Annotated in this window: 22 protein-coding genes and 1 pseudogene; 17 read left to right on the forward strand and 6 right to left on the reverse strand. The window is 73.7% G+C overall.

Going from position 1 to position 25,552, the window contains the following annotated elements; all coding sequences use genetic code 11:
• Nucleotides 1-4: 4 nt before the first annotated feature.
• Entirely contained in the window at nt 5-1,303 is a 1,299-nt protein-coding gene (locus ABZ881_RS13625) for an MFS transporter (RefSeq protein ID WP_344028637.1), read from the reverse strand.
• A 163-nt stretch (nt 1,304-1,466) separates the two neighbouring features.
• Here ABZ881_RS13625 and ABZ881_RS13630 point away from each other — a divergent pair, with 163 nt between their 5' ends.
• Complete coding sequence (locus tag ABZ881_RS13630; RefSeq protein WP_358484489.1) at nt 1,467-2,396, forward strand: PAC2 family protein; 930 nt, start codon at nt 1,467-1,469, stop codon at nt 2,394-2,396.
• Here the strand turns inward: ABZ881_RS13630 and ABZ881_RS13635 are convergent.
• Nucleotides 2,393-2,611 (reverse strand): hypothetical protein, encoded by a 219-nt coding sequence (locus ABZ881_RS13635; protein WP_358484490.1) that lies wholly within the window; start codon nt 2,609-2,611, stop codon nt 2,393-2,395. The two genes, ABZ881_RS13630 and ABZ881_RS13635, sit on opposite strands and share 4 nt — an antisense overlap.
• 27 nt (nt 2,612-2,638) lie before the next feature.
• Between ABZ881_RS13635 and ABZ881_RS13640 the strand changes: the two genes are divergently transcribed.
• Nucleotides 2,639-2,938 carry a hypothetical protein gene (locus ABZ881_RS13640; protein ID WP_358484493.1) on the forward strand — a complete coding sequence of 100 codons (300 nt, stop codon included), beginning with the start codon at nt 2,639-2,641 and terminating at the stop codon, nt 2,936-2,938.
• Nucleotides 2,939-2,944: 6 nt separating this feature from the next.
• On the opposite strand, the gene ABZ881_RS13645 is transcribed toward ABZ881_RS13640, so the two are convergent.
• Nucleotides 2,945-5,251: a pyruvate dehydrogenase gene (locus ABZ881_RS13645; RefSeq protein WP_358484495.1), complete on the reverse strand. Its 2,307-nt coding sequence runs from the start codon at nt 5,249-5,251 to the stop codon at nt 2,945-2,947.
• Nucleotides 5,252-5,455: 204 nt separating this feature from the next.
• Here ABZ881_RS13645 and ABZ881_RS13650 point away from each other — a divergent pair, with 204 nt between their 5' ends.
• From ABZ881_RS13650 to ABZ881_RS13670, 5 genes and pseudogenes are all read left to right on the forward strand, one after another.
• Nucleotides 5,456-5,947 (forward strand): Lrp/AsnC family transcriptional regulator, encoded by a 492-nt coding sequence (locus ABZ881_RS13650; RefSeq protein ID WP_344028627.1) that lies wholly within the window; start codon nt 5,456-5,458, stop codon nt 5,945-5,947.
• A gap of 38 nt (nt 5,948-5,985) precedes the next feature.
• A pseudogene (locus ABZ881_RS13655) lies at nt 5,986-6,465 on the forward strand (DNA/RNA non-specific endonuclease); the annotation flags it as partial.
• A 191-nt stretch (nt 6,466-6,656) separates the two neighbouring features.
• Complete coding sequence (locus tag ABZ881_RS13660) at nt 6,657-7,976, forward strand: serine hydrolase domain-containing protein (protein ID WP_358484497.1); 1,320 nt, start codon at nt 6,657-6,659, stop codon at nt 7,974-7,976.
• Between the two features lie 201 nt (nt 7,977-8,177).
• Nucleotides 8,178-10,031: a BCCT family transporter gene (locus ABZ881_RS13665; protein WP_344028619.1), complete on the forward strand. Its 1,854-nt coding sequence runs from the start codon at nt 8,178-8,180 to the stop codon at nt 10,029-10,031.
• A gap of 279 nt (nt 10,032-10,310) precedes the next feature.
• Nucleotides 10,311-12,023 (forward strand): hypothetical protein, encoded by a 1,713-nt coding sequence (locus ABZ881_RS13670; RefSeq protein ID WP_358484500.1) that lies wholly within the window; start codon nt 10,311-10,313, stop codon nt 12,021-12,023.
• Between the two features lie 7 nt (nt 12,024-12,030).
• On the opposite strand, the gene ABZ881_RS13675 is transcribed toward ABZ881_RS13670, so the two are convergent.
• From ABZ881_RS13675 to ABZ881_RS13685, 3 genes are all read right to left on the reverse strand, one after another.
• Nucleotides 12,031-12,996: an NADPH:quinone oxidoreductase family protein gene (locus ABZ881_RS13675; RefSeq protein ID WP_358484502.1), complete on the reverse strand. Its 966-nt coding sequence runs from the start codon at nt 12,994-12,996 to the stop codon at nt 12,031-12,033.
• A gap of 67 nt (nt 12,997-13,063) precedes the next feature.
• The gene (locus ABZ881_RS13680) at nt 13,064-13,372 is read right to left on the reverse strand and encodes a hypothetical protein (RefSeq protein WP_358484503.1); all 309 of its coding nucleotides are present in this window, start codon (nt 13,370-13,372) and stop codon (nt 13,064-13,066) included.
• A gap of 121 nt (nt 13,373-13,493) precedes the next feature.
• Nucleotides 13,494-13,922: a hypothetical protein gene (locus ABZ881_RS13685; protein WP_358484505.1), complete on the reverse strand. Its 429-nt coding sequence runs from the start codon at nt 13,920-13,922 to the stop codon at nt 13,494-13,496.
• 315 nt (nt 13,923-14,237) lie between these two features.
• Here ABZ881_RS13685 and ABZ881_RS13690 point away from each other — a divergent pair, with 315 nt between their 5' ends.
• The 10 genes from ABZ881_RS13690 (at nt 14,238) to ABZ881_RS13735 (ending at nt 25,551) form a co-directional block, all read left to right on the forward strand.
• Complete coding sequence (locus tag ABZ881_RS13690) at nt 14,238-14,765, forward strand: hypothetical protein (RefSeq protein ID WP_358484506.1); 528 nt, start codon at nt 14,238-14,240, stop codon at nt 14,763-14,765.
• A gap of 151 nt (nt 14,766-14,916) precedes the next feature.
• Nucleotides 14,917-16,269: an ammonium transporter gene (locus ABZ881_RS13695; protein WP_358484507.1), complete on the forward strand. Its 1,353-nt coding sequence runs from the start codon at nt 14,917-14,919 to the stop codon at nt 16,267-16,269.
• Nucleotides 16,270-16,484: 215 nt separating this feature from the next.
• A complete protein-coding gene (glnT, locus tag ABZ881_RS13700; RefSeq protein WP_358484509.1) occupies nt 16,485-17,855 on the forward strand; it encodes a type III glutamate--ammonia ligase in 1,371 nt (456 codons plus the stop codon).
• 58 nt (nt 17,856-17,913) lie between these two features.
• Nucleotides 17,914-18,819, forward strand: a complete 906-nt coding sequence (locus ABZ881_RS13705) for a glutamine amidotransferase (RefSeq protein ID WP_358484510.1) — start codon at nt 17,914-17,916, stop codon at nt 18,817-18,819.
• A complete protein-coding gene (locus ABZ881_RS13710; RefSeq protein WP_358484511.1) occupies nt 18,807-19,496 on the forward strand; it encodes a glutamate synthase in 690 nt (229 codons plus the stop codon). Before ABZ881_RS13705 ends, ABZ881_RS13710 begins: the two co-directional genes overlap by 13 nt.
• Nucleotides 19,496-20,815, forward strand: a complete 1,320-nt coding sequence (locus tag ABZ881_RS13715; protein ID WP_358484513.1) for an FMN-binding glutamate synthase family protein — start codon at nt 19,496-19,498, stop codon at nt 20,813-20,815. The genes ABZ881_RS13710 and ABZ881_RS13715 overlap by 1 nt, the downstream gene beginning before the upstream one ends.
• Nucleotides 20,812-21,996 carry an FAD-binding oxidoreductase gene (locus tag ABZ881_RS13720; protein ID WP_358484515.1) on the forward strand — a complete coding sequence of 395 codons (1,185 nt, stop codon included), beginning with the start codon at nt 20,812-20,814 and terminating at the stop codon, nt 21,994-21,996. The genes ABZ881_RS13715 and ABZ881_RS13720 overlap by 4 nt, the downstream gene beginning before the upstream one ends.
• Nucleotides 21,993-22,646 carry an XRE family transcriptional regulator gene (locus ABZ881_RS13725; protein WP_358484517.1) on the forward strand — a complete coding sequence of 218 codons (654 nt, stop codon included), beginning with the start codon at nt 21,993-21,995 and terminating at the stop codon, nt 22,644-22,646. The genes ABZ881_RS13720 and ABZ881_RS13725 overlap by 4 nt, the downstream gene beginning before the upstream one ends.
• Nucleotides 22,647-22,776: 130 nt before the next feature.
• Nucleotides 22,777-23,619: an alpha/beta hydrolase gene (locus ABZ881_RS13730; RefSeq protein ID WP_358484520.1), complete on the forward strand. Its 843-nt coding sequence runs from the start codon at nt 22,777-22,779 to the stop codon at nt 23,617-23,619.
• Between the two features lie 840 nt (nt 23,620-24,459).
• Nucleotides 24,460-25,551 (forward strand): hypothetical protein, encoded by a 1,092-nt coding sequence (locus ABZ881_RS13735; RefSeq protein WP_358484521.1) that lies wholly within the window; start codon nt 24,460-24,462, stop codon nt 25,549-25,551.
• Nucleotide 25,552: the final 1 nt, after the last annotated feature.

Consider the following 25,552-nt stretch of genomic DNA (forward strand, 5'->3'; position numbering starts at 1 on the left):
CGGATCATGGGGTCCGCCGGCGCCGCCTCAGCACCTCGCGCAGCGGCGGCACGATCGTGCCCTCCTCCGCCAGCACCCGACGGGCCCGGCGGCGCGCGACGAGCACCCCGGCGACGGTGATCGCCCAGATCGGGAACTGCACGAGCCAGGCCACCCGGAACGCCTCCGGGGTGTAGCCGCCTGAGATCCCGAGCACGGCGCCGACCAGCAGCGTCGTCAGCAGCGATGCGGTGAACCCGCCGACGTTGACGATGCCGACGGCCGTCCCGCGCCGGTGCTCGGGATTGAAGGTGCGGGCGTAGTCGAACCCGACGGCCGAGCACGGCCCGTTCGCGGCGAGCACCACCACCAGCAGCACCAGCAGCCACAGCGGGGCGGGCGGCGGCACCAGCAGCACGATCGCCCACACCACGGCGGTCGACCCGATCACCGCCAGCACCAGCCAGGACCGGCGCAGCGGGTGCCGGGCGGTGAACTCGCCGAACACCGGCCCGGCGACGGCGCCCGCGGCGACCAGCACGGTCAGCATCACCGAGGCGCCCGCCGGGCTCATCCCCTGCCCGGCGACGAGGTACGGCACCCCCCACAGCAGCGCGAACACCAGGCCGGAGAACTGGGTCCCGGCGTGCGACCACAGCCCGAGCCGGGTCCCCGGGTGCCGCCAGGCCCCGGCCAGGCCGTCGAGCACCTCGCGCGGGCTCGCCGCCGGGGCCGGCTCCGGGCTGCCCGGCGGCCGGTTCACGAACACCGCCGCCACCGCGATCGTCGCGACCAGCCCGGCGGCCGCGGCGGCGAGGAACGCGGTCGTCCAGCCGTGGCCGTGCAGCAGCGTCGCCAGCGGGATAGCCGACAGCACCTGCCCGGACTGGCCGAGCAGCGCGGTCAGCTGCGTCATCAGCGGCACCCGGCGGGCCGGGAACCAGACCGACACCACCGACAGCACCGAGATGAAGGTCAGCGCGTCGCCGATCCCGACCAGCACCCGGGCCGCGATCGCCAGCGGCAGCGCGGTCGCCAGCGCGACCAGCACCTGCGCCGCGGTCATCGTCACGGCGCCGGCCAGCACCATCGCCCGGGCACCGAAGCGGTCGAGGAGCAGGCCGACCGGCACCTGCAGCGCGGCGTAGACGAGCAGCTGCAGCACGAGGAACCCGGCGAGCACCGTCGGCGAGGCGTCGAACCGCTCCGCGGCGTCCAGCCCGGCGACCCCGAACGAGCTGCGCTGCAGCACCGCCACCGTGTAGGCGAGCAGGCCGGCCGACCAGACCAGGTAGGCGCCACGCGGCGCCGAGAACGTTGCCATGACGAACGACCATTCTGCGGCATCCGGGCCCGCCGCACGCCCCCGGCCGACCAGCGTCACACCCGGCCGGGCCGCGGCCACCGGCAGCACCGGCCGCCGTCCGGCTAGGGTCGGGCCGGCGGCGGGCCCCGGCCGTCGCGGACGCCACCACACGGAGGACCCGGTGCTCGATCCCGCTCAGCTCTACCAGGTCGACCCGGCCGCGCCGCACCTCGACGAGCCCGTGCTGATCGTCGTGCTGGACGGGTTCGTCGACGCCGGCAACGCCGGCGCGCTCGCCGTCGGCGCGATGAAGGACGAGCGGGAGGTCAGCCGGGTCGCGAGCTTCGACATCGACCAGCTCGTCGACTACCGGTCGCGGCGCCCCCCGCTGCGCTTCGAGACCGACCACTGGGCCGACTTCGACCCGCCCACGCTCGAGGTGGTCGCGCTCCAGGACACCGGCGACACGCAGTACCTGCTGCTCGCCGGGCCGGAGCCGGACACCCAGTGGGAGCGGTTCGTCGCCGCGGTGGGCCTGCTCGTCGAGCAGCTCGGCGTCCGCCTGGTGATCACCCTGCAGGGCATCCCGATGGCGGTGCCGCACACCCGCCCGATCGGCGTCACCGCGCACGCGACGCGCCCGGAGCTCGTCGAGGGACACCAGCCGTGGTTCGCGACCGCGGACGTCCCGGGCAGTGCGGCCGCGCTGCTGGAGTACCGGCTCGGCCAGGCCGGGCAGGACGCGATGGGCTTCGCCGTGCACGTCCCGCACTACCTCGCGCGCTCGGCCTACCCGCAGGCCGCCCGGGTGCTGCTCGACCACGCCGGTCTCTCGGCGGGCCTCTACCTGCCGACCGAGACGCTGACCCGGGCCGCCGAGCAGGCGGACACCGAGATCGCCGAGCAGATGGCCGAGTCCGACGAGGTCGTCCAGGTGGTGAAGGCGCTGGAGGAGCAGTACGACCAGGTCGCCGCCGCCCGCGAGGCCGGTGACCTGACCGACGGGCTGGAGGGCGGCGAGCTCCCCAGCGGAGACGAGCTGGCCGCGGAGTTCGAGCGGTTCCTGGCCGAGGGCGGCGACGAGCCGCCGCACGAGCCGCCCGCCCCCTAACACCGCGGGCGCGGCGGACGAGTGTCCGCCGCATGGATGGCCGGACCGACTTCGGGGTCGCCGTCCACCGGTGCGGGGGCGGCACTGATCGGGCTGCTCTTCGTCTCGATGTCGATCAACATCCGGTTGATCGTCGACACCGCGGAGCTCCCGACCCGCTCGGGTTTCGCCGTTCTGCTGCTGGTGCTGCCGACACTGTCGGCGATGCTGCTCACCGTGCCGCAGGGCCGGCCGCGTACGGCGTGCAGCTGCTGGTCCTGTCCGCAGTGCTCGGCCCGGGCGTGCTCTACCTCGCCCGGCCGGGAGCCCGGCCGCCGCAGCAGGCGATGGCCGTGCGGCTGGTGTCGATGGTCCTCCCGGCCGCGGTCACCGCGGGCGACGACCCCACCGCGGCCGCACCGACGTTCGCCGCCCGGCTGACCTGCCCGTCGCGCTACGTCGAGTTCGGCCCGGCCGACGGCGTCACCGGACACTGCGAGACGACCGGCCGGGCGGTGTTCCACCGGGAGGTGTTCGACTGGCCGGACGAGGTCCTCGCCTGATCCCGGCTACAGCAGGTCCAGCGCCGCCCCGACGACGGCGTCGGCGTCCAGCCCGTGATGGGCGTAGACCGACGCGAGGTCACCGGACTGACCGAACCGGGTCACACCCAGGTGAGTGGCCGGCACCCGGTTGATCCCGGCCAGGAACGCCAGCGTGTGCGGGTGCCCGTCGAGCAGGGTGACCAGCGGTGCGGCGCGCCGCGCCGGGAACGCCGACTCCAGCACCCACGGCTGCGCCTGCGGCCGGGCCGGGCGGCCTGCCCTGGCCTGCACGGCGTCGAACAGCAGTCCGGGCGCGGTCACGCAGACCACGTCCACCGCGTGCCCGAGCGCCGTCAGGCGGTCGGCGGCGGCCAGCGCCTCGGTCAGCAGCGGCCCCATCGCGGCGATCGCGAGGTCCGGCGCGGTGCCCGCGTGGCGCAGCGGGTACGCCCCGGCGACGACCTGGCGGCGGCGCCGCTCGCGGGCCGCCGGATCGGACGGCACCGCGGCCAGCGACTGGTCCACCGGCCGGGTCGACAGCCGCAGGTAGGCCGAGGTGCCGTCGGGGCGCCCGAGCCGGGCCAGCGACGCCAGCAGGGTCCACTCGACATCGATCGCGAACGCCGGCTCGTAGGTCACGCAGCCGGGCTGCTCCAGCCCCACCGACGGGGTGGTGATCGACTGGTGGGCGCCGCCCTCCGGGGCGAGCGACACCCCGGACGGCGTCCCCACCAGGATCGACTGCCCGCCGGCGTAGATGCCGAACGACCACGGCTCCAGGGCCCGCTCGACGAACGGGTCGTAGAGCACCCCGATCGGCAGCACCGGGCGCCCCCAGCGCGACCAGGTGGCGCCCAGCTCGCCGAGCGCGCCGACCAGGTTGCCCTCGGCGATGCCCAGCTCCAGGTGCTGGCCGGTGGGCCGCTCCCGCCAGTGCAGGATCGTCTCCGGGTCGTCGTCGAACCAGTCCCGGCGCTCGGCGCTGGACCACACGCCGACCTTGTTCACCCAGCCGCCCAGGTTCGTCGACGACGACACGTCCGGGCACAGCGTGACCACTCGGCCCGCCGCGTCGGGCGCCTCCCGGGTCAGGTCGAGCAGGGCGCGGCCGAGCGCGGCCTGGGTGGTGGCCCGGCCGGACGGGGTGCGGCCGATGTCGGTCGGCAGTGCGGGCACCGGCTCCGGCACGGCGGGCTCCCGGCGCAGCCGCTCGGCGGTCCGGGCGCACAGCAACCCGGCCGGGCTCGCGGGATCGAACCGCCGCCACGGGTCGTCGACGTCGGCGCCGACCGTGTCGGCGAGCTCGCGCACCTGCTCGGCGGTCAGCAGCGAGCCGTGGTTCTGCGGGTGGCCCGCGGTGGCCAGGCCGTATCCCTTCACGGTGTAGGCGAGGATCACCGTCGGGCGGGTGTCGTCGATCGCGTCGAACGCCTCGCCGAGCGCGGCCGGATCGTGCCCGCCCAGGTTCCGGACGGCGGCCAGCAGCGTCGCGTCGTCGAGGTCCTCGATCAGCCCGGCCAGCCCGGCGCCGTCGGGCACGCCGTCCGGGAGCCGCTTGCGGACCTCGGCGGCGTCGCAGCGCAGCAGCCGCTGGTACTCCGGGTTCGGCATGGCGTCGATGCGTTCGCGCAGCGCGTCGCCGCCGGGGCGGGCGAACAGCTCGTGCAGCAGCCGGCCGTACTTGACGGTGAGCACCTGCCAGCCCGCGGCGCCGAACATGCCCTCCAGCCGCGGCGCGCCGATGTTGGGGACCACCCGGTCCAGCGACTGCCGGTTCAGGTCGACGACCCAGACGACCTCGCCGAGCTCGCCGACCATCGGATCCAGGATCGCCTCCCAGACCGCTCCCTCGTCCAGCTCGGCGTCCCCGACCAGGGAGTACTGCCGCCCCCGTCCCGCACCGCCGAAGTGCGAGTCGACGTAGCGCCGGGCCAGCGCCCCCCAGATCGGGGCGGTCGCGCCGATGCCGACCGAACCGGTCGAGTAGTCGACCGGGTCCGGGTCCTTGGACCGCGACGGGTAGGACTGCAGCCCGCCGAACGCGCGCAGCGTCGGCAGGTACGCCTCGTCCAGCTCGCCGAGCAGGTAGTTGATCGCGTGCAGCACCGGCGACGCGTGCGGCTTCACCGACACCCGGTCGGCCGCCCGCAGGTGCTCGAACCAGAGCGTGGTCATGATCGTAACCAGGGACGCCGACGACGCCTGGTGCCCGCCCACCTTCAGCCCGCTCGGGTCGCCGCGCCGGTTGGCGGCGTCGATGATCGCGGTCGACAGCCACAGCACCCGCTGCTCGATGTCGGCGATCGTCCCGCGGTCGTCGGTGTCGGTCATCGGTGTCTCCAGCTCCCTCGCCGGCGTGGTGGCCGGGGACCACGCACGTTGCACCAGCAGCTCACCACCACCCCGATGACTGCACAACCGACGGGCCGGGAATTGAGCAGAATGCACGGGCGCGGCCTGGACAGGACGGCGCCGGGGCGGCAGAGTGCGCACCGCACGGACGGTCCGTGGGTGAGCGGCAGGGTGGGCGGGAGAATGGACGGCAGGGTGCGCAGCGAGCTGGACGGCCACGACGCCCGCCTGCTGCTCGCGCTCGCCGAGGACCCGCGGGCGACCGTGCTGGCGCTCGCCGACCGGGTCGGGCTCTCCCGCAACACCGTGCAGGCCCGGCTGGCCAAGCTGGACCGGCTCGGCGCGCTGGACACCTTCGAGCGCCGGATCGACCCGGCGGCGCTGGGCTACCCGCTCACCGCGTTCGTGACGGTGCGGGTGGTGCAGCGCGAGCTGGCCGCGGTCGCCGATGCGCTGGACCGGGTCCCCGAGGTGCTGGAGGTGCACGGCGTCTCCGGCGCCGAGGACCTGCTGGTGCACCTGGTCGCCCGGGACGCCGACGATCTCTACCGGATCGCCGGGCACCTGCTCGCGATCGACGGTGTGGAGCGGACGTCGACGTCGCTGGTCATGCGCTCGCTGGTCGGGTTCCGCACCGCCCCGCTGCTGCACCGGCTGGCCAGGGGGGCGCGGTGAGCGGATTCGATCCGGACTTCCTGGGTGTGCCGGCGCCGATGCCGGTCGCGCCGCCCGGCGTCGCGAAGGGGCCGCTGGACTACACCCGTTTCGCCACGCTGCACCGGCCGGACCGCAGGCTGGCCGCGGCGACCGCGGTGATGATCGACGGCGTGGCCCTGCGCCCGGTGCCGCGCTCGGACGACTGGCGGCTGGACGACCGGGCGCCGGCCGACGCGCAGGCCGGTCCGGACATCTACACCGGCAACGGCCTCGACCGCGGGCACCTGGTCCGGCGGGCCGACCCGGCCTGGGGCGAGCAGGCCGTCGCGGAGCGGGCGAGCGACGACACCTTCCACTACACCAACGCCGCACCGCAGGCGTCGTCGTTCAACCAGGACCGCGAGCTGTGGCTCGGACTGGAGGACCACCTGCTCGACCACACCGCCGAGCACGGCCGCAGGCTGGTCGTGTTCACCGGGCCGGTGCTCGCCGACGACGACCCGGAGTACCGCGGGCTGCTCGTCGCGCGGCTGTTCTGGAGGATCGGCGGCTACCTGACCGGGGGCGCGCTGGGCACCACCGGGATCCTGCTCGACCAGTCGCCCCGGCTCGGCGACCTGCGCCGCGCCCCCCGGCGAGCCGGAGCCCGCCACGCTCGCCGATCGCGCCGTCCGGCTCACCTCCTACGCCGACATCGCGCTCTGAACCCGCCCGCTACCGTCGTCGTGTGCTCCCCTCGACCCAGCGCACCCTGCTCGCCCGTGTCGCCCGCGCCCAGCGCGACGGCCGTGTCCCCGCGCTCGTCGCGGGCGTCGTCCGCGACGGCGCACTGGCCTGGCACGCCGGCCGCGGGAGCTTCCCGGACGGCGCGGCGCACGACGACGTCCAGTTCCGGATCGGGTCGATCACCAAGACGGTCTGCGCCGTCACCGTGCTGCGGCTGCGCGACGAGGGCGCCCTCGATCTCGACGACCGGCTGGACCGGCACCTGCCGGGGACCCCGCTCGGCGACCGGACGCTCGGCCAGCTGCTGTCGCACCTGGCCGGTGCCGGTTCGGAGAGCCCCGGGCAGTGGTGGGAGCGGGCGCCCGGCGGCACGCTCGACGAGCTCGGCCTCGGCGAGGCCGACCGGGTGCTGCCCGCGGCCCGCCGATTCCACTACTCCAATCTCGGGTTCGGCCTGCTCGGCGAGGTCGTCGCGCGGGCCCGCGGCGCGGCCTGGGCCGAGGTGGCGCGCGAGGAGGTGCTGCTCCCGCTCGGGATGACCCGCACCTCGCCGCGGCCGCAGGGGCCGGCGGCGTCGGGCCGCGCGGTGCATCCGTGGGCCGAGCTCACGCTGCCCGAGCCGGAGCACGACGCCGGGGCGATGGCCCCGGCCGGGCAGCTCTGGTGCAGCGCCCGCGACCTGGCCCGGCTCGGCGCGTTCCTGCTCGGTGACACCAGCGGCGTGCTGGCCCCGTCCACCGTCGAGGAGATGACGCTGCCCGCGGGCATCGACGCGTCGTCGCCGGTATGGGCGGGTTACGGCCTGGGGGTGCAGGTGCTGCGGGTCGAGGGTGGGGCGACGCTGGTCGGGCACGGCGGGTCGATGCCCGGGTTCCTCGCCGGGCTCTGGGTGGACCGCGAGGAGGGCACCGGCGCGCTGGCGATGGGCAACACCACCTCGGGCCTGGACTCGGGGCTGGCCGCCGGGCTGCTCGCCGACGTGAAGGCGGCCGAGCCGCGGATCGTCGACGAGTGGGCGCCGGAGCCGTCGCCGGTGGATCCGGCCCTGCTCGGCCCCTGGTTCTGGGGCCCGTCGCCGTACGCGCTGCGGGCGGTCCCCGGCGGGATGCTGCACCTGGGCGGTCTCGGACGGCCCGGTCGCTCGTCCCGGTTCCGGCCGGGCCCGGACGGCAGCTGGATCGGGCTGGACGGCTATTTCGCCGGTGAGACGCTGCGGATCGCCGAGGACCACCTGTGGCTGGCCACGTTCGTGTTCACCCGGACACCCTACGATCCGGCGGCGCCGGTTCCGGGTGGTGTCGACGGTTCCGGATGGCGATAAACAGCAACAAAACGGACAAAACGTCAACGATATCGAATTGAAACAGTCGGCCGCACCGCTCTGACCTGCACGGACCAATTCGGGCGGGTCGCTCCGTCACCACAGCATCGTCCGGTTTTCCTACACTCCCCCGGCAACGATGTGCACGATCGAGCGTGCTCGACCAGGGAGGGGGAAACGCCCGAACGGGCGTGACCTGGAATGACACAGGTGGAACCACGCGCGGATTCCGGCCCGGCCGGATCCGATGAGGGTCGGTCGCGCACCGACTGGACGATCTTCGGAGTGGGCGCGGCACTCGCGCTGCTGTTCGTCGTGTGGGGCATCGTGTCCCCGGACAGTCTCGGCGCGACCGCCCAGACGATGCTCGACGGGCTGATGCGCGGCGGCGGCTGGGGGTTCGTGCTCGCCGCGACGGCGTTCGTGGCGTTCGCCCTGTTCGTGGCGTTCAGCCGGTTCGGCCGGATCAGGCTCGGCACCGACGTCGAGCAGCCCGAGTTCCGCACGGTCTCGTGGATCGCGATGATGTTCTCCGCCGGGATGGGCATCGGGCTGATGTTCTTCGGCGTGAACGAGCCGCTCTCGTTCTTCACCACCTCCACGCCGCCCGGTGCCGCCGAGCCCGGGACGACCGAGGCGATGCAGGTCGCGATGGCGACATCGCTGTTCCACTGGACGCTGCACCCCTGGGCGATCTATGCGGTGGTCGGCCTCGCCATCGCCTACTCGACGTTCCGCAAGGGCCGCCGGCAGCTGATCAGCCAGGCGTTCATCCCGCTGATCGGGCGCCGCGCCGCCGAGGGGCCAATCGGCAAGGCAATTGACATTCTGGCGATCTTCGCGACCCTGTTCGGGTCGGCCGCCTCGCTGGGCCTGGGCGCCTACCAGATCGGCGGCGGCATGCAGACCGTCGGCTGGTCGGACGGTCCGGTCGGATCCGGCACCCTGGCCGCGATCATCGTGGTGCTGACCGCCGCGTTCGTGCTCTCCGCGGTGTCCGGCGTCGCACGCGGCATCCAGTGGCTGTCCAACACGAACATGGTGCTGGCCGGCGTGCTGGCGCTGTTCGTGTTCGTCGCCGGACCGACGGTGATCATCCTCGATCTCATCCCCACCTCGATCGGCGCCTACTTCTCCCAGTTCTTCGAGATGGTCGGGCGCACCGAGGCGGTCGGTGGCGAGCCGATGCTCGAGTGGCTGTCCGGCTGGACGATCTTCTACTGGGCGTGGTGGATCTCCTGGACCCCGTTCGTCGGGATGTTCCTGGCCCGGATCTCGCGCGGGCGCACCATCCGAGAGTTCGTCGGCGGCGTCATCCTCGCCCCGTCGCTGGTCTCGCTGGTCTGGTTCTGCATCTTCGGCGGCACCGCGATCACCCAGGCGCAGCAGGGCGTACAGTTCTCGGAGGACTCCAACGTCCAGCTGTTCCAGGTGCTGGGTGCCTACCCGTGGGCCACGGCCACCGGCATCCTGGTGATGCTCCTGGTCGGGATCTTCTTCGTCTCCGGCGCCGACGCCGCCTCGATCGTGATGGGGACGCTGTCCCAGCGCGGGACCATCGAGCCGAGCCGCTGGGTGGTCATCTTCTGGGGTGCGGTGATGGGCGCCGTCGCCGTCCTGATGCTGCTGACCGGCGGCGAGGACGCGCTGGGCGGCATCCAGAACCTGACCATCCTGGTCGCGGCCCCGTTCGTGATCATCATGGTGCTGCTCTGTTTCGCGCTGTTCCGCGACCTGCGCCGCGATCCTGTGGTGCTGCGCGAGCTCAAGGGCGCCGAGGTGATCGAGCAGGCCGTCGACTGGGCCACCGACCGGCACGGCGACGACTTCTTCGTCAAGGTCGGCGCGTTCCCGAAGGACCGCGTCGAGGAGGAGGCGCCCCCGGGCGGGTACCGCAACGGCCCCGGCACCGGGCCCGGCTACACGATGACCGAGCCCGGCGAGGGCCCGGTCGATCCCGGTCCCGAGCCCGAGCCCACCGGAACGGTGCCGGACGCGGGCCCGCCCGCGGACGGCGACGCCGGGCGGAAGGACAGCCCGGTCGGCGGCGACTGACCGATCCGGCGGCACCGCTCGTCGCACACCGGCCCGGCCGGACACCCCACGCGGGGTGTCCGGCCGTCGTCGTCCGTGGGAGGGTCTCCGGGAGGGCGCGTCGGGGGGAACCGTCGCACCGGTCGTCACCGACCGCCCACCGACGGTGAGTGGTTCGGCGTGACCCGCGATCAGCGCGCTCGTTGCACCTTCTACGACCCGGTGTGCGGGCCCCCGCGCGCGCCGGAGATCATCACCATGCTCGGCGAACGGACGGAGGGACCTGACACAGTGGGCCGGATGCGTCTCGTGTTCACCCCCGGGGACGACCAGGGGTACGCCGAGGCCCGGAGCCGGCTGCTGGAGCAGTTCCTCGTGTGGGCCCGGCGGCACCGGGTCGAGGTCGACACCGCGCTCGTCGCGGCGGCAGTGGACTACAAGTACGCCCGCGACCGCAGGCTGGGCCGGTGGACCCGCGCCCAGGTGGCCGACGCGCTGGGGATGTGGTTCCCGCGCAAGGTGACCGTCCTCGAACCGGACGACGTCGCCCCCGCGTTCCACGCCCTGATCGACTTCCTGGACGACCACGACTGGTTCGATCCGCAGTCCGCCCCGCCCGACGCGCTGCACCGCCAGGTGCTGGACTCGACGCCCGCGCTGCACGACGGGCTCGCCGACGAGCGCAACTACGATCTCGGCAAGTTCTGGGGCGTGCAGCTGCACCGCAACGGGATCGACCCGGCCGATCCGGTGGCCGTGCAGCGCTTCCTGGACCGGGCCGGCTCCGGCGAGGCCGACGTCGACCGGCGCGCGCTCGCCGAGATCATGCGCCGGGAGGCCGAGCGCCCGCCGCGCACCGAGTGGAGCCCGGAGCTCCCGCCGGTGCCGATGCCGGGCGCGGCGGCACTGGTGGAGGCCGCCGAGCGGTCCGAGGCGCTCGACCTGCTGCGGAAGCTGACCGTGTGGGTCCGGGCCGGGCGCAGGCTGACCTCCGACGGCAGGCTCGGCCGGGCCGACGCGCTCGATCTCGCCGCGCACCTGCAGCTCGACCACATCTACCGGGAGACCGCCCGCACCAGCGACGACCTGCCCGAGGTCTCGCTGCTGCTGCGCTGGGCCCGGGCCGCCCGGCTGGTCCGCGTCGTCCGGGGCAGGCTGCTGCCGGTGAAGAGCGCCGGGCCGCTGCTGAACCGGCCGATCGAGCTGTGGCGCAGGGTGTTCGAGTCGGTCGGCAGGCTGGGCGACAACCTGGGCGGCACCGACGTGTTCGGCGCCCCGTCGCTGTTCGGGATGTCGATGTCCGAGGCGTTCCCGATGCTGTGGGTCAACCTCTACGCGGCAGGCGGCGGCCCGGTCCCGCTGGAGCACTTCCACCGCCAGGTCCGCGACACGGTCAACGACGACGCGGGCTGCGTCGTCGACGACCTGGCCGGCGACGTGGAGCAGCGGCTGTGGCGGCGCGACGTCACCGCGCTGCTCGACGCCTGCGAGCTGCTCGGCGCGATCGAGCTGACCGAGACTCTCGACGCCGACGAGCTGGACGCGCTGTCCCAGGTGGCGCACCGCGACGACCCGGATCCCACGGTCGTCTCGCTGACCCCGATGGGGCTGTGGGCAGTGCACGAGTACCTGCTGGAGCAGGGCATGCACGTCCCGGCGCCGGGCGAGCTCGCCGACGAGGACATCGAGTACCTGTGCGTGCGGATGGGCGGGGTCCGCGAGGAGATCGCCCGCGCCGAGGTCGTGCTGTGGGCGCTGTCCCGGGAGCCGGGCGACGCGGTCCGCGAGCTGGACCGGTTCCTGCGCCGCTGCGAGGTGCCCGCGCACCGGGCGCTCGCGCTGCACGCGCTGGGCGAGACCGGACCGACCGGCCGGGCGCTGGCCGCCCGGCACCGGCTGCACGTCGCCGAGCCGGCCCCGGCGCCGGCGCCGCGGGACCCGGGTGCGGGCCGCCCGGCGGCGGCGCCGCACCCGAGGACCCCGGTCCGGCACAATCTGGAGCCCGCCGGCTGAGGCCCGCTCAGACCTCCAGGACGACCTTGCCGGTCACCACCCGGTCGTCGATCCGGGACAGGGCCGTCGCGGCGTCGTCCAGCCTGAAGCGCTCGCTGATCAGCGGGTCCAGCGCGCCGGAGCGCAGGTGCGGGACCAGCGCGTCCCACTCGGCGCGGACGAACCCGTCGCGGGACAGCGCGTAGGCGCCCCAGCCGACGCCGCGGACGTCGATGTTGTTGAGCAGCAGGCGGTTCACCTTGACGGTCGGGATGTCCCCCGCGGTGAACCCGACGACCATCAGCCTGCCCAGCGGGGCCAGGCAGCGCAGCGAGTCGGTGAACCGGTCGCCGCCGACCGGGTCGACCACCATGTCGACGCCGGCGCCGCCGGTGATCTCGGCGACCGCGTCCTTGAACCCGTCGACGCCCACCGTGTGCGCCGCCCCGGCGCGCTTGGCCACCTCGGCCTTGGCCTCGGTGGAGGCGACCCCGATCACGGTCGCGCCGAGCGCCGCCGCGAGCTGCACGACGGCGGTGCCGACGCCGCCGGCCGCGCCCTGCACGAGCACCGTCTCCCCCGACTTCAGCGCACCCCGCGTCTCCAGGGTGAAGTGCGCCGTGAGGTAGTTCATCGGCAGGCAGGCGCCCTCGGCGAAGCCGACGCCGTCGGGCAGCGGGAGCACCGTGTGCTCGGGGACCGAGAGCGCCTCGGCGAACACGCCGGACATCGTGAAGGCGACGACCCGGTCGCCCGGCGCGAACCGGCTGCCCGGCTCCGCCTCGCGGACCGTGCCGGCGCACTCGGAGCCGAGCGTGAACGGCGGGTCCGGCCGGTACTGGTACTGCCCGCGGGTGAGCAGGACGTCCGGGAAGTTGACCCCGGCCGCGGCGACGTCGATCAGCACCTCGCCGGAGCCGCGCACCGGCGGCTCCACATCGTTGATCCGGACCGCGGACGGCCCGTCCAGCTCGACGACCTGCACTGCACGCACGTGTTCTCCCTGCTGTCGCTCGACGGCGGTGTCCCCGCCATCGAACCACGCGCGCGCGGAGCGGGCCCTAGGTCGGCTGGGCGTCCCCGTAGCGCGGCGAGCGCGGATCGCTCAGCGCGTCGCACAGCTCGGAGAGCCGGTGGTCGATGCGGTCCTGGACGCGCTCCAGCGCGTCCAGCTCCAGCATCAGATCGAGCGCGTGGCCGGTGCTGTCACCGGCGAGTGCCCGCTCCAGCTCGGCGCGGCGCTCGGAGGTGCGGCGACGGCAGGCGTCGGCGGTGGCCTTGTGGGCGGCGAGGCGGGCGCGGGCGGTCTCGGCGAGGCCGGGGCCACCGGAGACGGTGGCGACTCGTTCCTCCAGCAGGTGCGGGTTCACGGGACCCTCCTGATGCGTCGGCGTGGTGGTGAACGCGACGGCTTCGGGTGACCGTCGCCACACCCACGCTAGACGATCAGCGTGTGCTGCGCATCACATCCAGGTCAACACGTGGTGCCGGTCAGTCGCCGCGACGCGGGCGCGGGATCAGCTCGGCCGGGCCGCGCCGCCGCTCGGCGACCAGGTCCGTCGTCAGGTGGAAGTGCCCGCGCCGGGACCGGCGGCACAGGTAGGCCCGCTGCGGCCGGCCGCCGAGGGCCTCCAGCTCGCGGGCCGCGCACTCGGCGGCGTCCCGGTCCGGGTAGATGACCTTGCCGTCGCTGCCGGGGGCGGTGCCGACGCCGGTCCGCTCCCGCTCCTCGATCTCCCGGCGACCGGGCCGGCAGACCTCGGGCCGGCCGGACCGCATGAGCCGGGCGTAGCGGGCCAGCACCCGTCCCCGGCCGACGTCGGCGACGCCACGGCCGGACGGGAGGGTCTCCGCCGAGCGCCGCGCAGCCGGGATCAGGCCCGGGTGCACCACCGGGGTGCCGTCGAACTGTCCGTCCATGTCGCCTCCACGTCGCCGTCACTTGTGGATCGCTGGGATCATCCTGCCTCGTTACCACTCCCCGTGGAGTCCCACGATCGTGTCATCCAGCACCGCCGAGCAACCCGATCCGATGACGGAGCGTCATGTCCGGTCGCGATCCGGCGCGCCTGATCGGCCGCTCACGCCACGGCCGGCCGGGTTGTCACACCACCGGGTACGACCGTCCGCGCCACACTGTGCGCCCGTTCGCCCGCACGTATCCTGGCCGTCCGGCTCCGTGCGTGGCGTCGCTCGCCGGTGGCCGGGTCGGTGAACAGCCCGGGGGAACGAGACATGGCCATCCAGCCCGATACGGGTGTCAGCAGCGGCGTGCCGGGCGGGCCGCGCTGGGACGAGGTGTTCACCCCCTCCGACCTGGGCAGCGGGGTGTTCGACGTGCGCTGGGACCTGCGGCCCCGGCTGCGGCGCTGGCTCGCCACCCAGGACCTGCCGACCGCGTCCGGCCGGGAGGCGCACCGGCCCGCGGTCGACGCCTGGGCGATGCTCGACGGCGGGGTGATCGCGGTGTCCGCGGTGACCCTGCCCGCCGGCCCCGGCCCGTCGCCGGCGCCGTCCTCGCCGCTGCTCGGCCCGGGCATGCGGGTGATCGGGTACCGCACGCTGCGGCTGCTGATCGACCGGCTGGAGCTGCCCGGCCCGGCGCAGGCGCTGCGCGGCGAGCACCTGGACGTGCCCGGCGTGGTCGCCGACCTCTACGACGCCCGCCGGTCCGACGCCGAGGCGACCGAGCAGGCCGAGCTGATGGCGAGCTGCACCGACCGCTCCACGCTGCGCTGGGTGGTCACCGCGCTGCGGGTCTGATCCGGGCGCCGGCCTGGATCACCTATCCGTGTCGGCATCGTAACTCTCGTTAACTGGTGTGAAACGGATGTCCGGTTTGCTTCGCCCACGACGTTCGTCCCTTCCGCCGGGTCCGGCGGGTCCCTGATCCCCACTCACACCGGAGTTGCCCGTGCCCGCAGCAGATCTCGCGTGGTTGCTCGCCGCATTCGCGCTGGTCCTCCTGATGTTCCCCGGCCTGGCACTGTTCTACGGCGGGATGACCAGCAGCAAGAACGCCCTCAACATGATCATGATGGTGCTGAGCACGCTCGGGATCGCCTCCGTGCTCTACGTCCTGCTCGGGCACAGCATGGTCTCCGGTGACTCGCTCGGCGGCCTCGGCCTGATCGGCAACCCGGTCGAGTACCTCGGCTTCGCCGGCGTGCACGACGACGCCGGTTCCGGCGGCCCGGAGAACGTGTTCTGGGCGGCGTTCTTCATCCTGTTCGCCGCGATCACGATCGCCATCGTGGCCAGCGGCGCCGCCGGCCGGATGAAGTTCTCCGCGTGGCTGGTGTTCGCCCCGGTCTGGCTCACCCTGGTCTACTTCCCGCTCGCGCACTGGGTGTTCGCCGCCGACGACGAGGAGGCCGGCGTCACCGGCGGCTGGATGCTCAACAGCCTGGAGCTGCACGACTACGCGGGCGGCACCGCGGTGCACATGAACGCCGGCGTCGCGGCGCTGGCACTGGCACTGGTCCTGGGCAAGCGCCGCAACCAGGCCGAACGCCCGCACAGCCTGCCGCTGGTGGTGCTCGGCGCCGGCATCCTGTGGTTCGGCTGGATGGGCTTCAACGGCGGCACGGCGGGCGGCGCGAACTTCCTCGCCCAGTACGTCATCCTGACCACGCTGCTCGCCGGCGCCGCGGGCATGGCCGGGTTCTGCCTGGTCGAGCGGCTGCGGGACGGTCACGCCACCACCCTCGGCCTCGCCTCCGGCATGATCTCCGGGCTGGTCGCGATCACCCCGTCCGCGGACGCCGTCAACTCGATCGGTGCGCTGCTGGTCGGCTTCGCCGGTGGTGCGGTCGTCGCCTGGGCGTGCACCTGGAAGAAGAAGCTCGGCATCGACGAGACCCTCGACGCGTTCGCCGTGCACGGCGTCGGCGGCATCGTCGGCACCGTCTGCGTGATCCTGTTCGCCGCGTCCGACGCGCCGGCCGGGCTGACCGGGATCCTGTTCGGCGGCAGCTGGGACATCGTCTGGCGGGAGATCGTCGCCATCACAGTGACCTGCGTGTACTCGTTCGGGATGACCTACCTGATCGCCTGGGCGCTGGACCGGACGATGGGCCTGCGGGTCGACGACGAGACCGAGCTGGAGGGCCTCGACGTCACCGTGCACGCGGAGAGCGCCTACGACTTCGAGCGGGGCAGCCGGATGGGCACCGGCCTCGCCGCCACCGCCACCCCGGGCCCGTCCGGGGCGGCCGCGGAGCCGGGAACCTCCGGGGCGTCGCAGAGCAGTCCCGCGGCCACCTGACCGGCCCGGTCCACCGGATCCACCCTCCGCACGACCACCGCCCGGCCCGCCTCGACCGCGGGCCGGGCGGTGCTGTGTCGGGGGGACGTTCCCGGCCCGTCATCCGCCGTCACGCGCCGGAAACCCAGTGAATCTCCTAGCGCGATATCGTGTTTCTCACTGAGATACCAGACACTGGGCCGCCGAGTGTCGCCGGAGCGCCCGAAGGAGCCCCCATGACCCTCACCTCGCCGTCACCGGCGCGCACCACGACCACCGATCCCGCAGCGGGCCCCGCCGATCTCGCCGGCCGCGCCCGGGCCGACGGGATCCGGTTCCTGCTCGCCCTGTTCGTCGACCTCACCGGCAAGCCGTGCGCGAAGCTGGTGCCGGTCGAGGCCGTCGACGAGCTGGTCACCGACGGCGTCGGGTTCGCCGGGTACGCGGTCGGCGCGATCGGCCAGCAGCCGTGCGACCCGGACCTGATCGCGATCCCGGACCCGGCCAGCTACACGCCGCTGCCCTGGGTGCGCGAGGGCCTCGCCCTGGTGCACTGCGACCCGCACGTCGAGGGCGTCCCCTGGCACTACGCGCCGCGGGTGGCGCTGAAGGCGGCGATCGCCGGGGCCGCCCGGCGCGGTCTGGAACTGCGCGCCGGGGCCGAGGTCGAGTACTTCCTGGTGTCCCGGGACGCCGACGGCACGCTGTCCCCCGCCGACTCCCGCGACGACGCCGCCCGCCCCTGCTACGACGCCCGCGGCGTGACCCGGATGTACGACCACCTCACGACCGTCTCGACCGCGATGAACGCGCTCGGCTGGGGCAACTACGCCAACGACCACGAGGACGCGAACGGCCAGTTCGAGCAGAACTTCGGTTACGCCGACGCGCTCACCACCGCCGACCGCGTCATCACCGCCCGCTACCTGATCTCGGTGCTGGCCGAGCAGCGCGGGATGACCGCCACCTTCATGCCCAAGCCGTTCGCCGACAGCACCGGCTCCGGCATGCACCTGCACCTGTCGCTGTGGTCCGGCGACGACCCGCGCTTCCCCGACGACACCGATCCGCGCGGCTTCGGGTTGTCGGCGCTGGCCTACCAGTTCCTGGCCGGCGTGCTCGACCACGCACCGGGCATGCAGGCGGTGCTGGCGCCGACGGTGAACTCCTACAAGCGCACCGGCGCCACCTCCACCCGGTCCGGCGCGACCTGGTCGCCGCGGCGCGCCACCTACGGCGGCAACGACCGCACCCACTTCGTCCGCATCCCGGACGGCGACCGGATCGAGCTGCGCGGCGGCGACGGCTCGGCCAACCCGTACCTGGCGCTGAGCGTCGCGCTCGCCGCCGGCCTGGACGGCATCGACCGGGCCGCCGATCCCGGGCCGCCCGGCACCGGGACGGACGCCGTCGTCCGGCCGGACCTGCCGCCGACGCTGCTGCACGCCGTCGAGGCGCTCGGTGCCGATCCGGTCGTCACCGGTGCGCTGGACGTGGCCGGCCCCGGCGTCGCCGGCTACCTCGCCGAGGTCAAGCGGGAGGAGTTCTTCGACTGGCACGGCACCGTCGGCTCCTGGGAGCACGACCGCTACCTGACCGCCTTCTGATCCACGGACAGCGCAGACCCACCGAGAGCACCGACCCACCGAGCCGAGGGAGCCGCCCGTGTGCGGGATCGTCGGACTCCACCTGCGCGATCCCGGGCTGTACCCGCAGCTCGGACGCCTGCTGGAGACCATGCTGTGCCAGGTCGCCGAGCGCGGCCCGGACTCCGCCGGGGTCGCCGTGTACGGCGACCGGCGCCGCTGCCCCGAGGGGCACGCGGCCGTGTCGGTGCTGCTGCCGCCGGGCGTCACGCCGGACGACGCGGCCGCCGCGGTGCGCGCCGCGCTGCCCGGCGGGCCGGACCCGCTGGTCACCGCGGCCGGGGACACCACGGTGATCGCGGCGCCGGTCGGGACCGCCGAGCTGGTCGACGCCGTGCGGACCGCCGTGCCCGGCGGCACCGTCGTCGGGTCCGGCACCGATCTCGCCGTCTACAAGGGGACCGGCGCACCGGCCGACCTGGCCCGGACCTACGACCTGCGGTCCGCGCAGGGCTGGCAGGGCCTGGCGCACACCCGGATGGCGACCGAGTCCGCGGTGACCCCGCAGGGCTGCCATCCGTTCTCGGTCGGGCCGGACCAGTGCCTGGTGCACAACGGCTCGTTCGCCAACCACGCCACGATCCGGCGCGAGCTGCGCGCCACCGGGGTGGAGTTCGACTCCGACAACGACTCCGAGGTCGGCGCCCGGTTCGTCGCCGCCCGGCTGGCCCGGGGCGACGACCTGGACACGGCGCTGCGGCTGCTCTGCGAACGCTTCGACGGGTTCTACACCCTGCTGGTGACCAGCGCCGACGGGTTCGCCGTTGTCCGCGACGCGATCGCCTGCAAGCCCGCGGTGATCGCCGAGACCGACGCCTGGGTGGCGATGGCGTCGGAGTACCGGGCGCTCGCCGGGCTGCCCGGCGTCGAGCACGCCCGGCTCTACGAGCCCGAACCGGAGAAGGTCTACGCATGGACACGCTGACCGCCACGGCCACCGTCGATCTCGCCGTCAGCACCGTGCGCGCGCTCAACGCGGCGCTGCACGCACCGGCGTCGTCGCACTACGAGGTGCACAACCCGGGCGGCGCGCACGCGATCGCCGCCGGGATCGCCGCCCCGCTGACCGTCGACGTCCGCGGGCACGCCGGCTACTACGCGGCCGGGATGAACGACGGCGGCACCGTCACCGTGCACGGCAACGCGGGCACCGGCGTCGCCGAGAACATGATGTCCGGGCTGGTCCGGGTGACCGGCGACGCGTCGCAGTCGGCGGGCGCCACCGCGCACGGCGGCCTGCTCGTGATCGGCGGCTCCGCCTCCATGCGGTGCGGCATCTCGATGAAGGGCGTCGACATCGTGGTCGGCGGCGACGTCGGCCCGATGAGCGCGTTCATGGCGCAGGCCGGGCGGCTCGTCGTGTGCGGCGACGCCGGCGACGGGCTCGGCGACTCGATCTACGAGGCCCGGCTCTACGTCCGCGGCTCGGTCGACGAGCTCGGCGCGGACTGCGTCGAGAAGCCGCTGCGCGACGAGCACCGGGCCGAGCTGGCCGGGCTGCTCGCCGCCGCCGGGCTGGACCACGATCCGGCGGAGTTCCGCCGCTACGGCTCGGCGCGCCGGCTCTACCACTTCACCAGCACTCGCTCCGGGAGCTACTGATGGACCCCGCCAGCCGCGGCCTGCGCGAGTCCGCCACCTTCGACCGCGCCACCATGGCCGGCATCCGGCGGGCCGCCGACACCGGCGTCTACGACATCCGCGGCTGGGGCGCCAAGCGCGCCCTCCCGCACTTCGACGACCTGCTGTTCCTCGGCGCCTCGATGTCGCGCTATCCGCTGGAGGGCTACCGCGAGCGGTGCGCCACCGACGTCGTGCTCGGGGACCGCAACGCCCGCCACCCGCTGCACCTCGACATCCCGGTCACGATCGCCGGGATGAGCTTCGGCGCGCTGTCCGCGCAGGCCAAGGAGGCGCTCGGGCGCGGCGCGAGCGAGGCGGGCACCTCCACCACCACCGGCGACGGCGGCATGACCGACGAGGAGCGCGGCCAGTCCCGGCACCTCGTCTACCAGTACCTGCCGTCCCGGTACGGGATGAACCCGGCGCACCTGCGCTCCGCGGACGCGATCGAGATCGTCCTCGGGCAGGGCGCGAAGCCGGGCGGCGGCGGGATGCTGCTCGGCCAGAAGATCTCCGACCGGGTCGCCGCGATGCGCACCCTCCCGGCCGGGATCGACCAGCGCTCGGCCTGCCGGCACCCGGACTGGACCGGGCCGGACGACCTGGCCATCAAGATCCTGGAGCTGCGCGAGATCACCGACTGGCGCACGCCGGTCTACGTCAAGATCGGCGCCTCCCGGACCTACTACGACGTGAAGCTGGCGGTGGCCGCCGGCGCCGACGTCGTCGTCGTCGACGGGATGCAGGGCGGCACCGCGGCCACCCAGGAGGTGTTCATCGAGCACGTCGGCATCCCCACGCTGGCCGCCGTCCCGCAGGCCGTGCAGGCGCTGACCGAGCTGGGCCTGCACCGGAAGGTGCAGCTGATCGTCTCCGGTGGGATCCGGACCGGCGCCGACGTCGCCAAGGCGATGGCGCTCGGCGCCGACGCCGTCGCCATCGGCACCGCCGCGCTGGTCGCGCTCGGCGACAACGATCCCGGCCGGGCGGACGAGTACGAGACGCTCGGCTCGGCGGCCGGCTTCTACGACGACTTCCAGGACGGCCGCGACCCGGCGGGCATCTGCACCCAGGACCCGGAGCTCGCCGCCCGGCTCGATCCGGTCGAGGGCGGCCGCCGGCTGGCGAACTACCTGCGGGTGCTCACGATGGAGGCGCAGACCATCGCCCGCGCCTGCGGCAAGTCGCACCTGCGGAACCTGGAACCGGAGGACCTGGTCGCGCTGACCGTCGAGTCCGCCGCGATGGCCCGGGTACCGCTGGCCGGGACGTCCTGGATCCCCGGGGCGCCGTCGTGAGCACCGCCGACGTGGTGATCGTCGGCGGCGGGCTGGAGGGCTGCGCGACCGCCTGGGCGCTGGCCCGGCGGGGGGTGACCGACGTCGTCGTCGTCGAGCGGTCCACCGTCGGCTCCGGCGGCACCGGCAAGTCGTCGGGCGTCGTGCGCTGCCACTACGGGGTGCGGTCGCTGGCCGCGATGGCGACCCGCAGCCTGGACGTCCTCGAGAACGCCGCCGAGGTGCTGGGCACCGACGTCGGGTTCCGCCGGACCGGCTACGTGGTCGGCGTCGGCGAACCGAACGTCGCCGCGCTGCACGCGTCGATGGCCGACCAGCGCTCGGTCGGCGTCCGCACCGAGAGCATCGGCCACGCCGAGGTGCAGCAACTCTGGCCGGTCGCGGACCTGACCCCGTTCGCCGCGTTCGCCTGGGAGGAGCGCGGCGGCTACGGCGACGCCTACCGGACCGCGCAGGGCTTCCTGGCCGCCGCCCGCGCGGCCGGGGTCCGGCTGCGCCAGCACAGCCCGGTCACCGCGCTGACCACCGACGGCGACCGGATCACCGGGGTCACCCTCGCCGACGGCACGTCGATCGGCGCCGGCACCGTCGTCGTCGCGGCCGGGCCGTGGTCGGTCGGGCTGCTGGCGCCGCTCGGGATCGACCTGCCGATCACCGTGCACCGCGAACAGCTGGTGATCATCGATCCGGGATCGGCGCTGGGCCCGGCCCCGGTATTCTCCGATCTCGTGTCGCTGCAGTACATCCGCCCGGAGGGCGACGGCGCGATCCTGTTCGGCAACTCCGACCTGTCGGTGCTCGAACCGGCCGACCCGGACCGCTACCCGGACCGGGCGGACGACGCGTTCGTCGAGCAGGCGATCGGCAAGGTCGGCACCCGGCTGCCCGGCCTGGCGGATCCCGCGGTCGCCACCACCTACGCCGGCTGCTACGACGTGACACCCGACTTCAACCCGGTGATCTCCCGGACCGGGCCGGACCGCCTGGTCGTCGCCGCCGGGTTCTCCGGGCACGGGTTCAAGATCTCCCCCGCAGTCGGCACGCTGGTCGCCGACCTGGTGGTCGACCGGACGAGCTCGGTGCCGGAGATCCCGGAACGCGACTTCCGGCTGTCCCGGTTCGCCGAGGGGGACCTGCTGCGCAGCCCGCACCCCTACGCCGGGGCCGGCGAGATGCGATGACCGGCGAACCGGAGGACCCGGAGATCGATCACGGCCCCGCGCTGCGCGAGATCGACCAGCCGCCGCCCGAGGAGGGCAGGCTGGAACGCGCGATCGGGGTCCAGGTGCGGCGGATCAGGCAGGCGTCCGGGGCCACCCTGGCCGAGATGGCCGTGCGTACCGGGATCTCCAAACCCATGCTCTCGAAGATCGAGAACGCCCAGACCTCCTGCAGCCTGACCACCCTCGCCCGGCTCGCCGACGCCCTCGACGTGCCGGTCACCTCCCTGTTCCGCGACGCCGACACCCCCCGCGAGGCCGTGTTCACCCCCGCCGGGGCCGGCGCCCGCATCGTCGCCCGCGGCACCCGCGTCGGGCACGACTACACCCTGCTCGGCGCACTGCGCGGACCGCACAAGCGGATGGAGGCCCACCTGGTCACCCTCACCGAGCACAGCGAGGAGTTCCCGCTGTTCCAGCACCCCGGCACCGAACTGCTCTACATGCTCGAAGGACGCATGGTCTACGGCCACGGCGAGACCGGCTACACCATGGCCCCCGGCGACGCCCTGCAACTCGACGGCGAAGGCACCCACGGCCCCCGCGAACTGCTCGAGCTCCCCATCCGCTTCCTGTCCGTCGTCGCCTACGGCGAGGTCTCCGGGATGTGAGATGAGCCGGTGGATCCTGCACGCCGATCTCGACCAGTTCCTGGCCGCGGCGGAGGTGCTGCGGTGGATTCGGTGAACCTCACCCGTTCACCGGGGCCCGGTTGTCCGCCCGGTCGGTGACGATGGTCCGGTGGACCCTGCGCCCCTTGAACGTCGGACGCGGATCAATATCGACGGATGCAACCTGAGTGTCCAGGTCGCTGGTCGGGGCAGTCCCGCGATCGTGTTCTTGAACTGCTCGGGTGGTGACGGAAGCGAGTGGAACAAGGTTGTCCCACTGCTCCCAGCGGGTTCGGCGACGGTGCGGTACGGCCGCCCGGGCCTGGCAGGCTCGGACCCTCTGCCCGGAAGCGAGGTCGAGCGGGAGCGCAGTGCGCTGTGGGCAGCACAGCAACTGCGCGATCTCCTCCAGAGCGCCGAAGTCGCGCCGCCGTACGTGCTGGTGTCGAGCAGCCTCGGCGCGTGGATCCTCGGCCTGTACGCCCGCACGTGGCCGGACGAGCTGGCCGGCGCCGTCCTGGTCGATCCCACCATGCGCGTTCCGTGGCCCGATGAGGTCCTGCGGGGGCCGGTTGTCGAGGACGGGGGCAGCGGCGGGATCAGGTTTCCGCTGGCCGCCTGCTACGACGAGCTGCGTGAGCGGCCCTCGCCGCCGATCTCCCGGAGTGTGGTGGTGTCGAGCAGTGTGGGTCGCTTGGTGCGTGACCCGCCCGAGAACCCGTGGTACGAGCCGCTGGCACTCGAGCAGGTCGACGAGCTGTGGCAGGGATTTCAGCGAGACCGGGCACGGCACCTGTCTGCGACGCAGGTCCTCGCGCACACTGCTGGGCACTTCGTGCACCGGGACGCCCCCGAACTCGTCTCGCTCGTGACCCGAGCGGTCGTGGACGCAGCTCACGCGGGCGGGCACCTCCAACTCAGCGCTACCGAGCTCGAGCAGTCCGGTGGTTATCTGGCCGGCAGAGCAGACTGACCTGGCCGACGCGACAGCGGGCTCCTCGTCGCCGACCCGAGGTGGGAGCAGCCGGGTTCGGTGGACGCCGTGGAATGTCCGGACGCTTCACTCCTGGACGGCTGAACGGGCATCTCATCGCTACAGCACCTGCTCCACGTAGCCGCGCGCTCGCTCGCCCACTGCCCCGCCGGCGTGCCCGACTCCGGCGTCGACGACACGCGTGGCGCCGTCGGCCCCGACCCGGGGATCGTGCTGATCTGCCGCGCAGCTCCAGGGACGACGGCGGATGCCCACGTCCGCGCCGATGCCGCCCCGGATGACGCCGGAGAACACCCGTCAGGGCGACGACCAACGCAGATCCGACCACTGTGATCACGAGGACGGGACACAGTGGGCAGAGAGGCACCCAGCAGAAGATCGCGGCCGGAAGTCGAATCAGGCAGGGCACTCGCGGGGGCGGAGAGGGGAAACCGGGGGCAGATTCCCGCACCCCGACCTCGATCGTCCGAGCGGCGCTAGCATCCGATCGGACCACGGGCCCGGGAGGTGTCGAGGTGGCCGAACCGAACCGCGCCCTGCGAGCGGCCCGCGAGCGCCTTCCCTCTCGACGTGTACCGGGCGAACGGCTCTCCCGCGCCGAACTTGCCGAGGCGGTCAACGCACATCTGTGGAACCGCACACGACGCCGGTACGACCTCGACGACCACCTCATCGGAAAGTGGGAGCGTGGGACGGTGCGCACCCCTTCGGCGCCGTATCGCGCGGCGCTTCGGGCGGTGCTCGGAGTCCAAACCGATGCCGCCCTCGGATTCGGTATCGTCGACAGCTCCCACCACCGGAGTCTCGGCATCGCCCGCGATGTGGTCCCGCCCGCAGGTTCTCGACGACGCCGTCGATGCCGCCGAGGCCGAGCTGCCACTGGCCCGCCACGCCGCACCGACCCGACTCATGGTGCTCGGTGGAGCCGGACTGCTCGGTCCGCTCGCCGGATGGCTCGAACCACTGGTCGCCGCCACCGGCCAAGGCCGCGGATTCGCCTATGACGAAGTCGAGGCCGTCGAGGCGTTGGTCGACGCGTTCCGGGCCTGGCGCGGGACGGGGCTCAGTCGCGCTGCGGTCACCGGACAGGTCGCCGATCTCGCCGACAGACTGCGGGACGCACCCGGCGGTTCGCGCACCGATCGCGTTTACCTCGCGACTGCGCACCTCTCGAAGATCGCCGGATCGATGGCCTTCGACGCAGGGACCCACCGGGCCGCACAGCGCCACTACATCACCGCAGTACGACTCGCCAAGGCCGGCGGCGACCTCGGGTTCGGCGCGGTCACCCTCGCGGCCCTCGCCCGGGTGCAGTACGACGCCGGTGCCCCCGACGACGGACTCGCCGTGATACACCTCGCCACCCGTGGTTCGCGCGACCACACCACTCCGCGGCTCGTCTCGATGCTCGCCGTCCGGGAGGCATGGGGACACGCCCGGCGCGGAGACTTCGCTCGTTTCCACGCCGCCGCTGACGTGGCCAGGGCCGCCCACCCCGGCGACTCCGATGACGGTGAACCGTCAGCACTCGCCGGTTTCGACACCGCCGAGCTGCACGGCACCCTCGGCGCCCGGCTACGCGATCTCGCCACCCGCGATCCGCGACATGGTCCTGCCGCCATCGATCACATCGAGAGCGCGCTACGGCTGCGCGACCCCGCCAGGGCCCGGTGCCGTGCATTCGATCTCGTCTCGCTCGGCCGGACACATCTGATCACTCGCGATGGAGAGGCGGCCGCCGCACCGATCCGTGCAGCTCTGCCTCATCTGGACGCAAGCCGCCCGGGCCGCCTGTTCCGTAAGGTCCGGGACTGGAATCGGGAAGCCGCACCGCTTGCCGGATGCACCGCCGTCGCCGACACGCGCGCCGAGATCGCCGAGCTGGCCGCCCCCACCGGAAGGAGCGTCTGAC

It is taken from the genome of Pseudonocardia sp. NPDC046786 (assembly GCF_040645415.1).
Taxonomy (GTDB): domain Bacteria; phylum Actinomycetota; class Actinomycetes; order Mycobacteriales; family Pseudonocardiaceae; genus Pseudonocardia; species Pseudonocardia kongjuensis.

What these genes read in the sequence shown, in the direction of transcription:
- ABZ881_RS13690 (WP_358484506.1), top strand. Translation starts at nt 14,238, where the DNA reads ATGGCCATCCAGCCCGATACGGGTGTCAGCAGCGGCGTGCCGGGCGGG.
- ABZ881_RS13665 (WP_344028619.1), top strand. Translation starts at nt 8,178, where the DNA reads ATGACACAGGTGGAACCACGCGCGGATTCCGGCCCGGCCGGATCCGAT.
- ABZ881_RS13645 (WP_358484495.1), bottom strand. Translation starts at nt 5,251, where the DNA reads ATGACCGACACCGACGACCGCGGGACGATCGCCGACATCGAGCAGCGG.
- ABZ881_RS13650 (WP_344028627.1), top strand. Translation starts at nt 5,456, where the DNA reads ATGGACGGCAGGGTGCGCAGCGAGCTGGACGGCCACGACGCCCGCCTG.
- ABZ881_RS13625 (WP_344028637.1), bottom strand. Translation starts at nt 1,303, where the DNA reads ATGGCAACGTTCTCGGCGCCGCGTGGCGCCTACCTGGTCTGGTCGGCC.
- ABZ881_RS13715 (WP_358484513.1), top strand. Translation starts at nt 19,496, where the DNA reads ATGGACCCCGCCAGCCGCGGCCTGCGCGAGTCCGCCACCTTCGACCGC.
- ABZ881_RS13710 (WP_358484511.1), top strand. Translation starts at nt 18,807, where the DNA reads ATGGACACGCTGACCGCCACGGCCACCGTCGATCTCGCCGTCAGCACC.
- glnT (WP_358484509.1), top strand. Translation starts at nt 16,485, where the DNA reads ATGACCCTCACCTCGCCGTCACCGGCGCGCACCACGACCACCGATCCC.
- ABZ881_RS13670 (WP_358484500.1), top strand. Translation starts at nt 10,311, where the DNA reads ATGCGTCTCGTGTTCACCCCCGGGGACGACCAGGGGTACGCCGAGGCC.
- ABZ881_RS13685 (WP_358484505.1), bottom strand. Translation starts at nt 13,922, where the DNA reads ATGGACGGACAGTTCGACGGCACCCCGGTGGTGCACCCGGGCCTGATC.
- ABZ881_RS13725 (WP_358484517.1), top strand. Translation starts at nt 21,993, where the DNA reads ATGACCGGCGAACCGGAGGACCCGGAGATCGATCACGGCCCCGCGCTG.
- ABZ881_RS13735 (WP_358484521.1), top strand. Translation starts at nt 24,460, where the DNA reads ATGTGGTCCCGCCCGCAGGTTCTCGACGACGCCGTCGATGCCGCCGAG.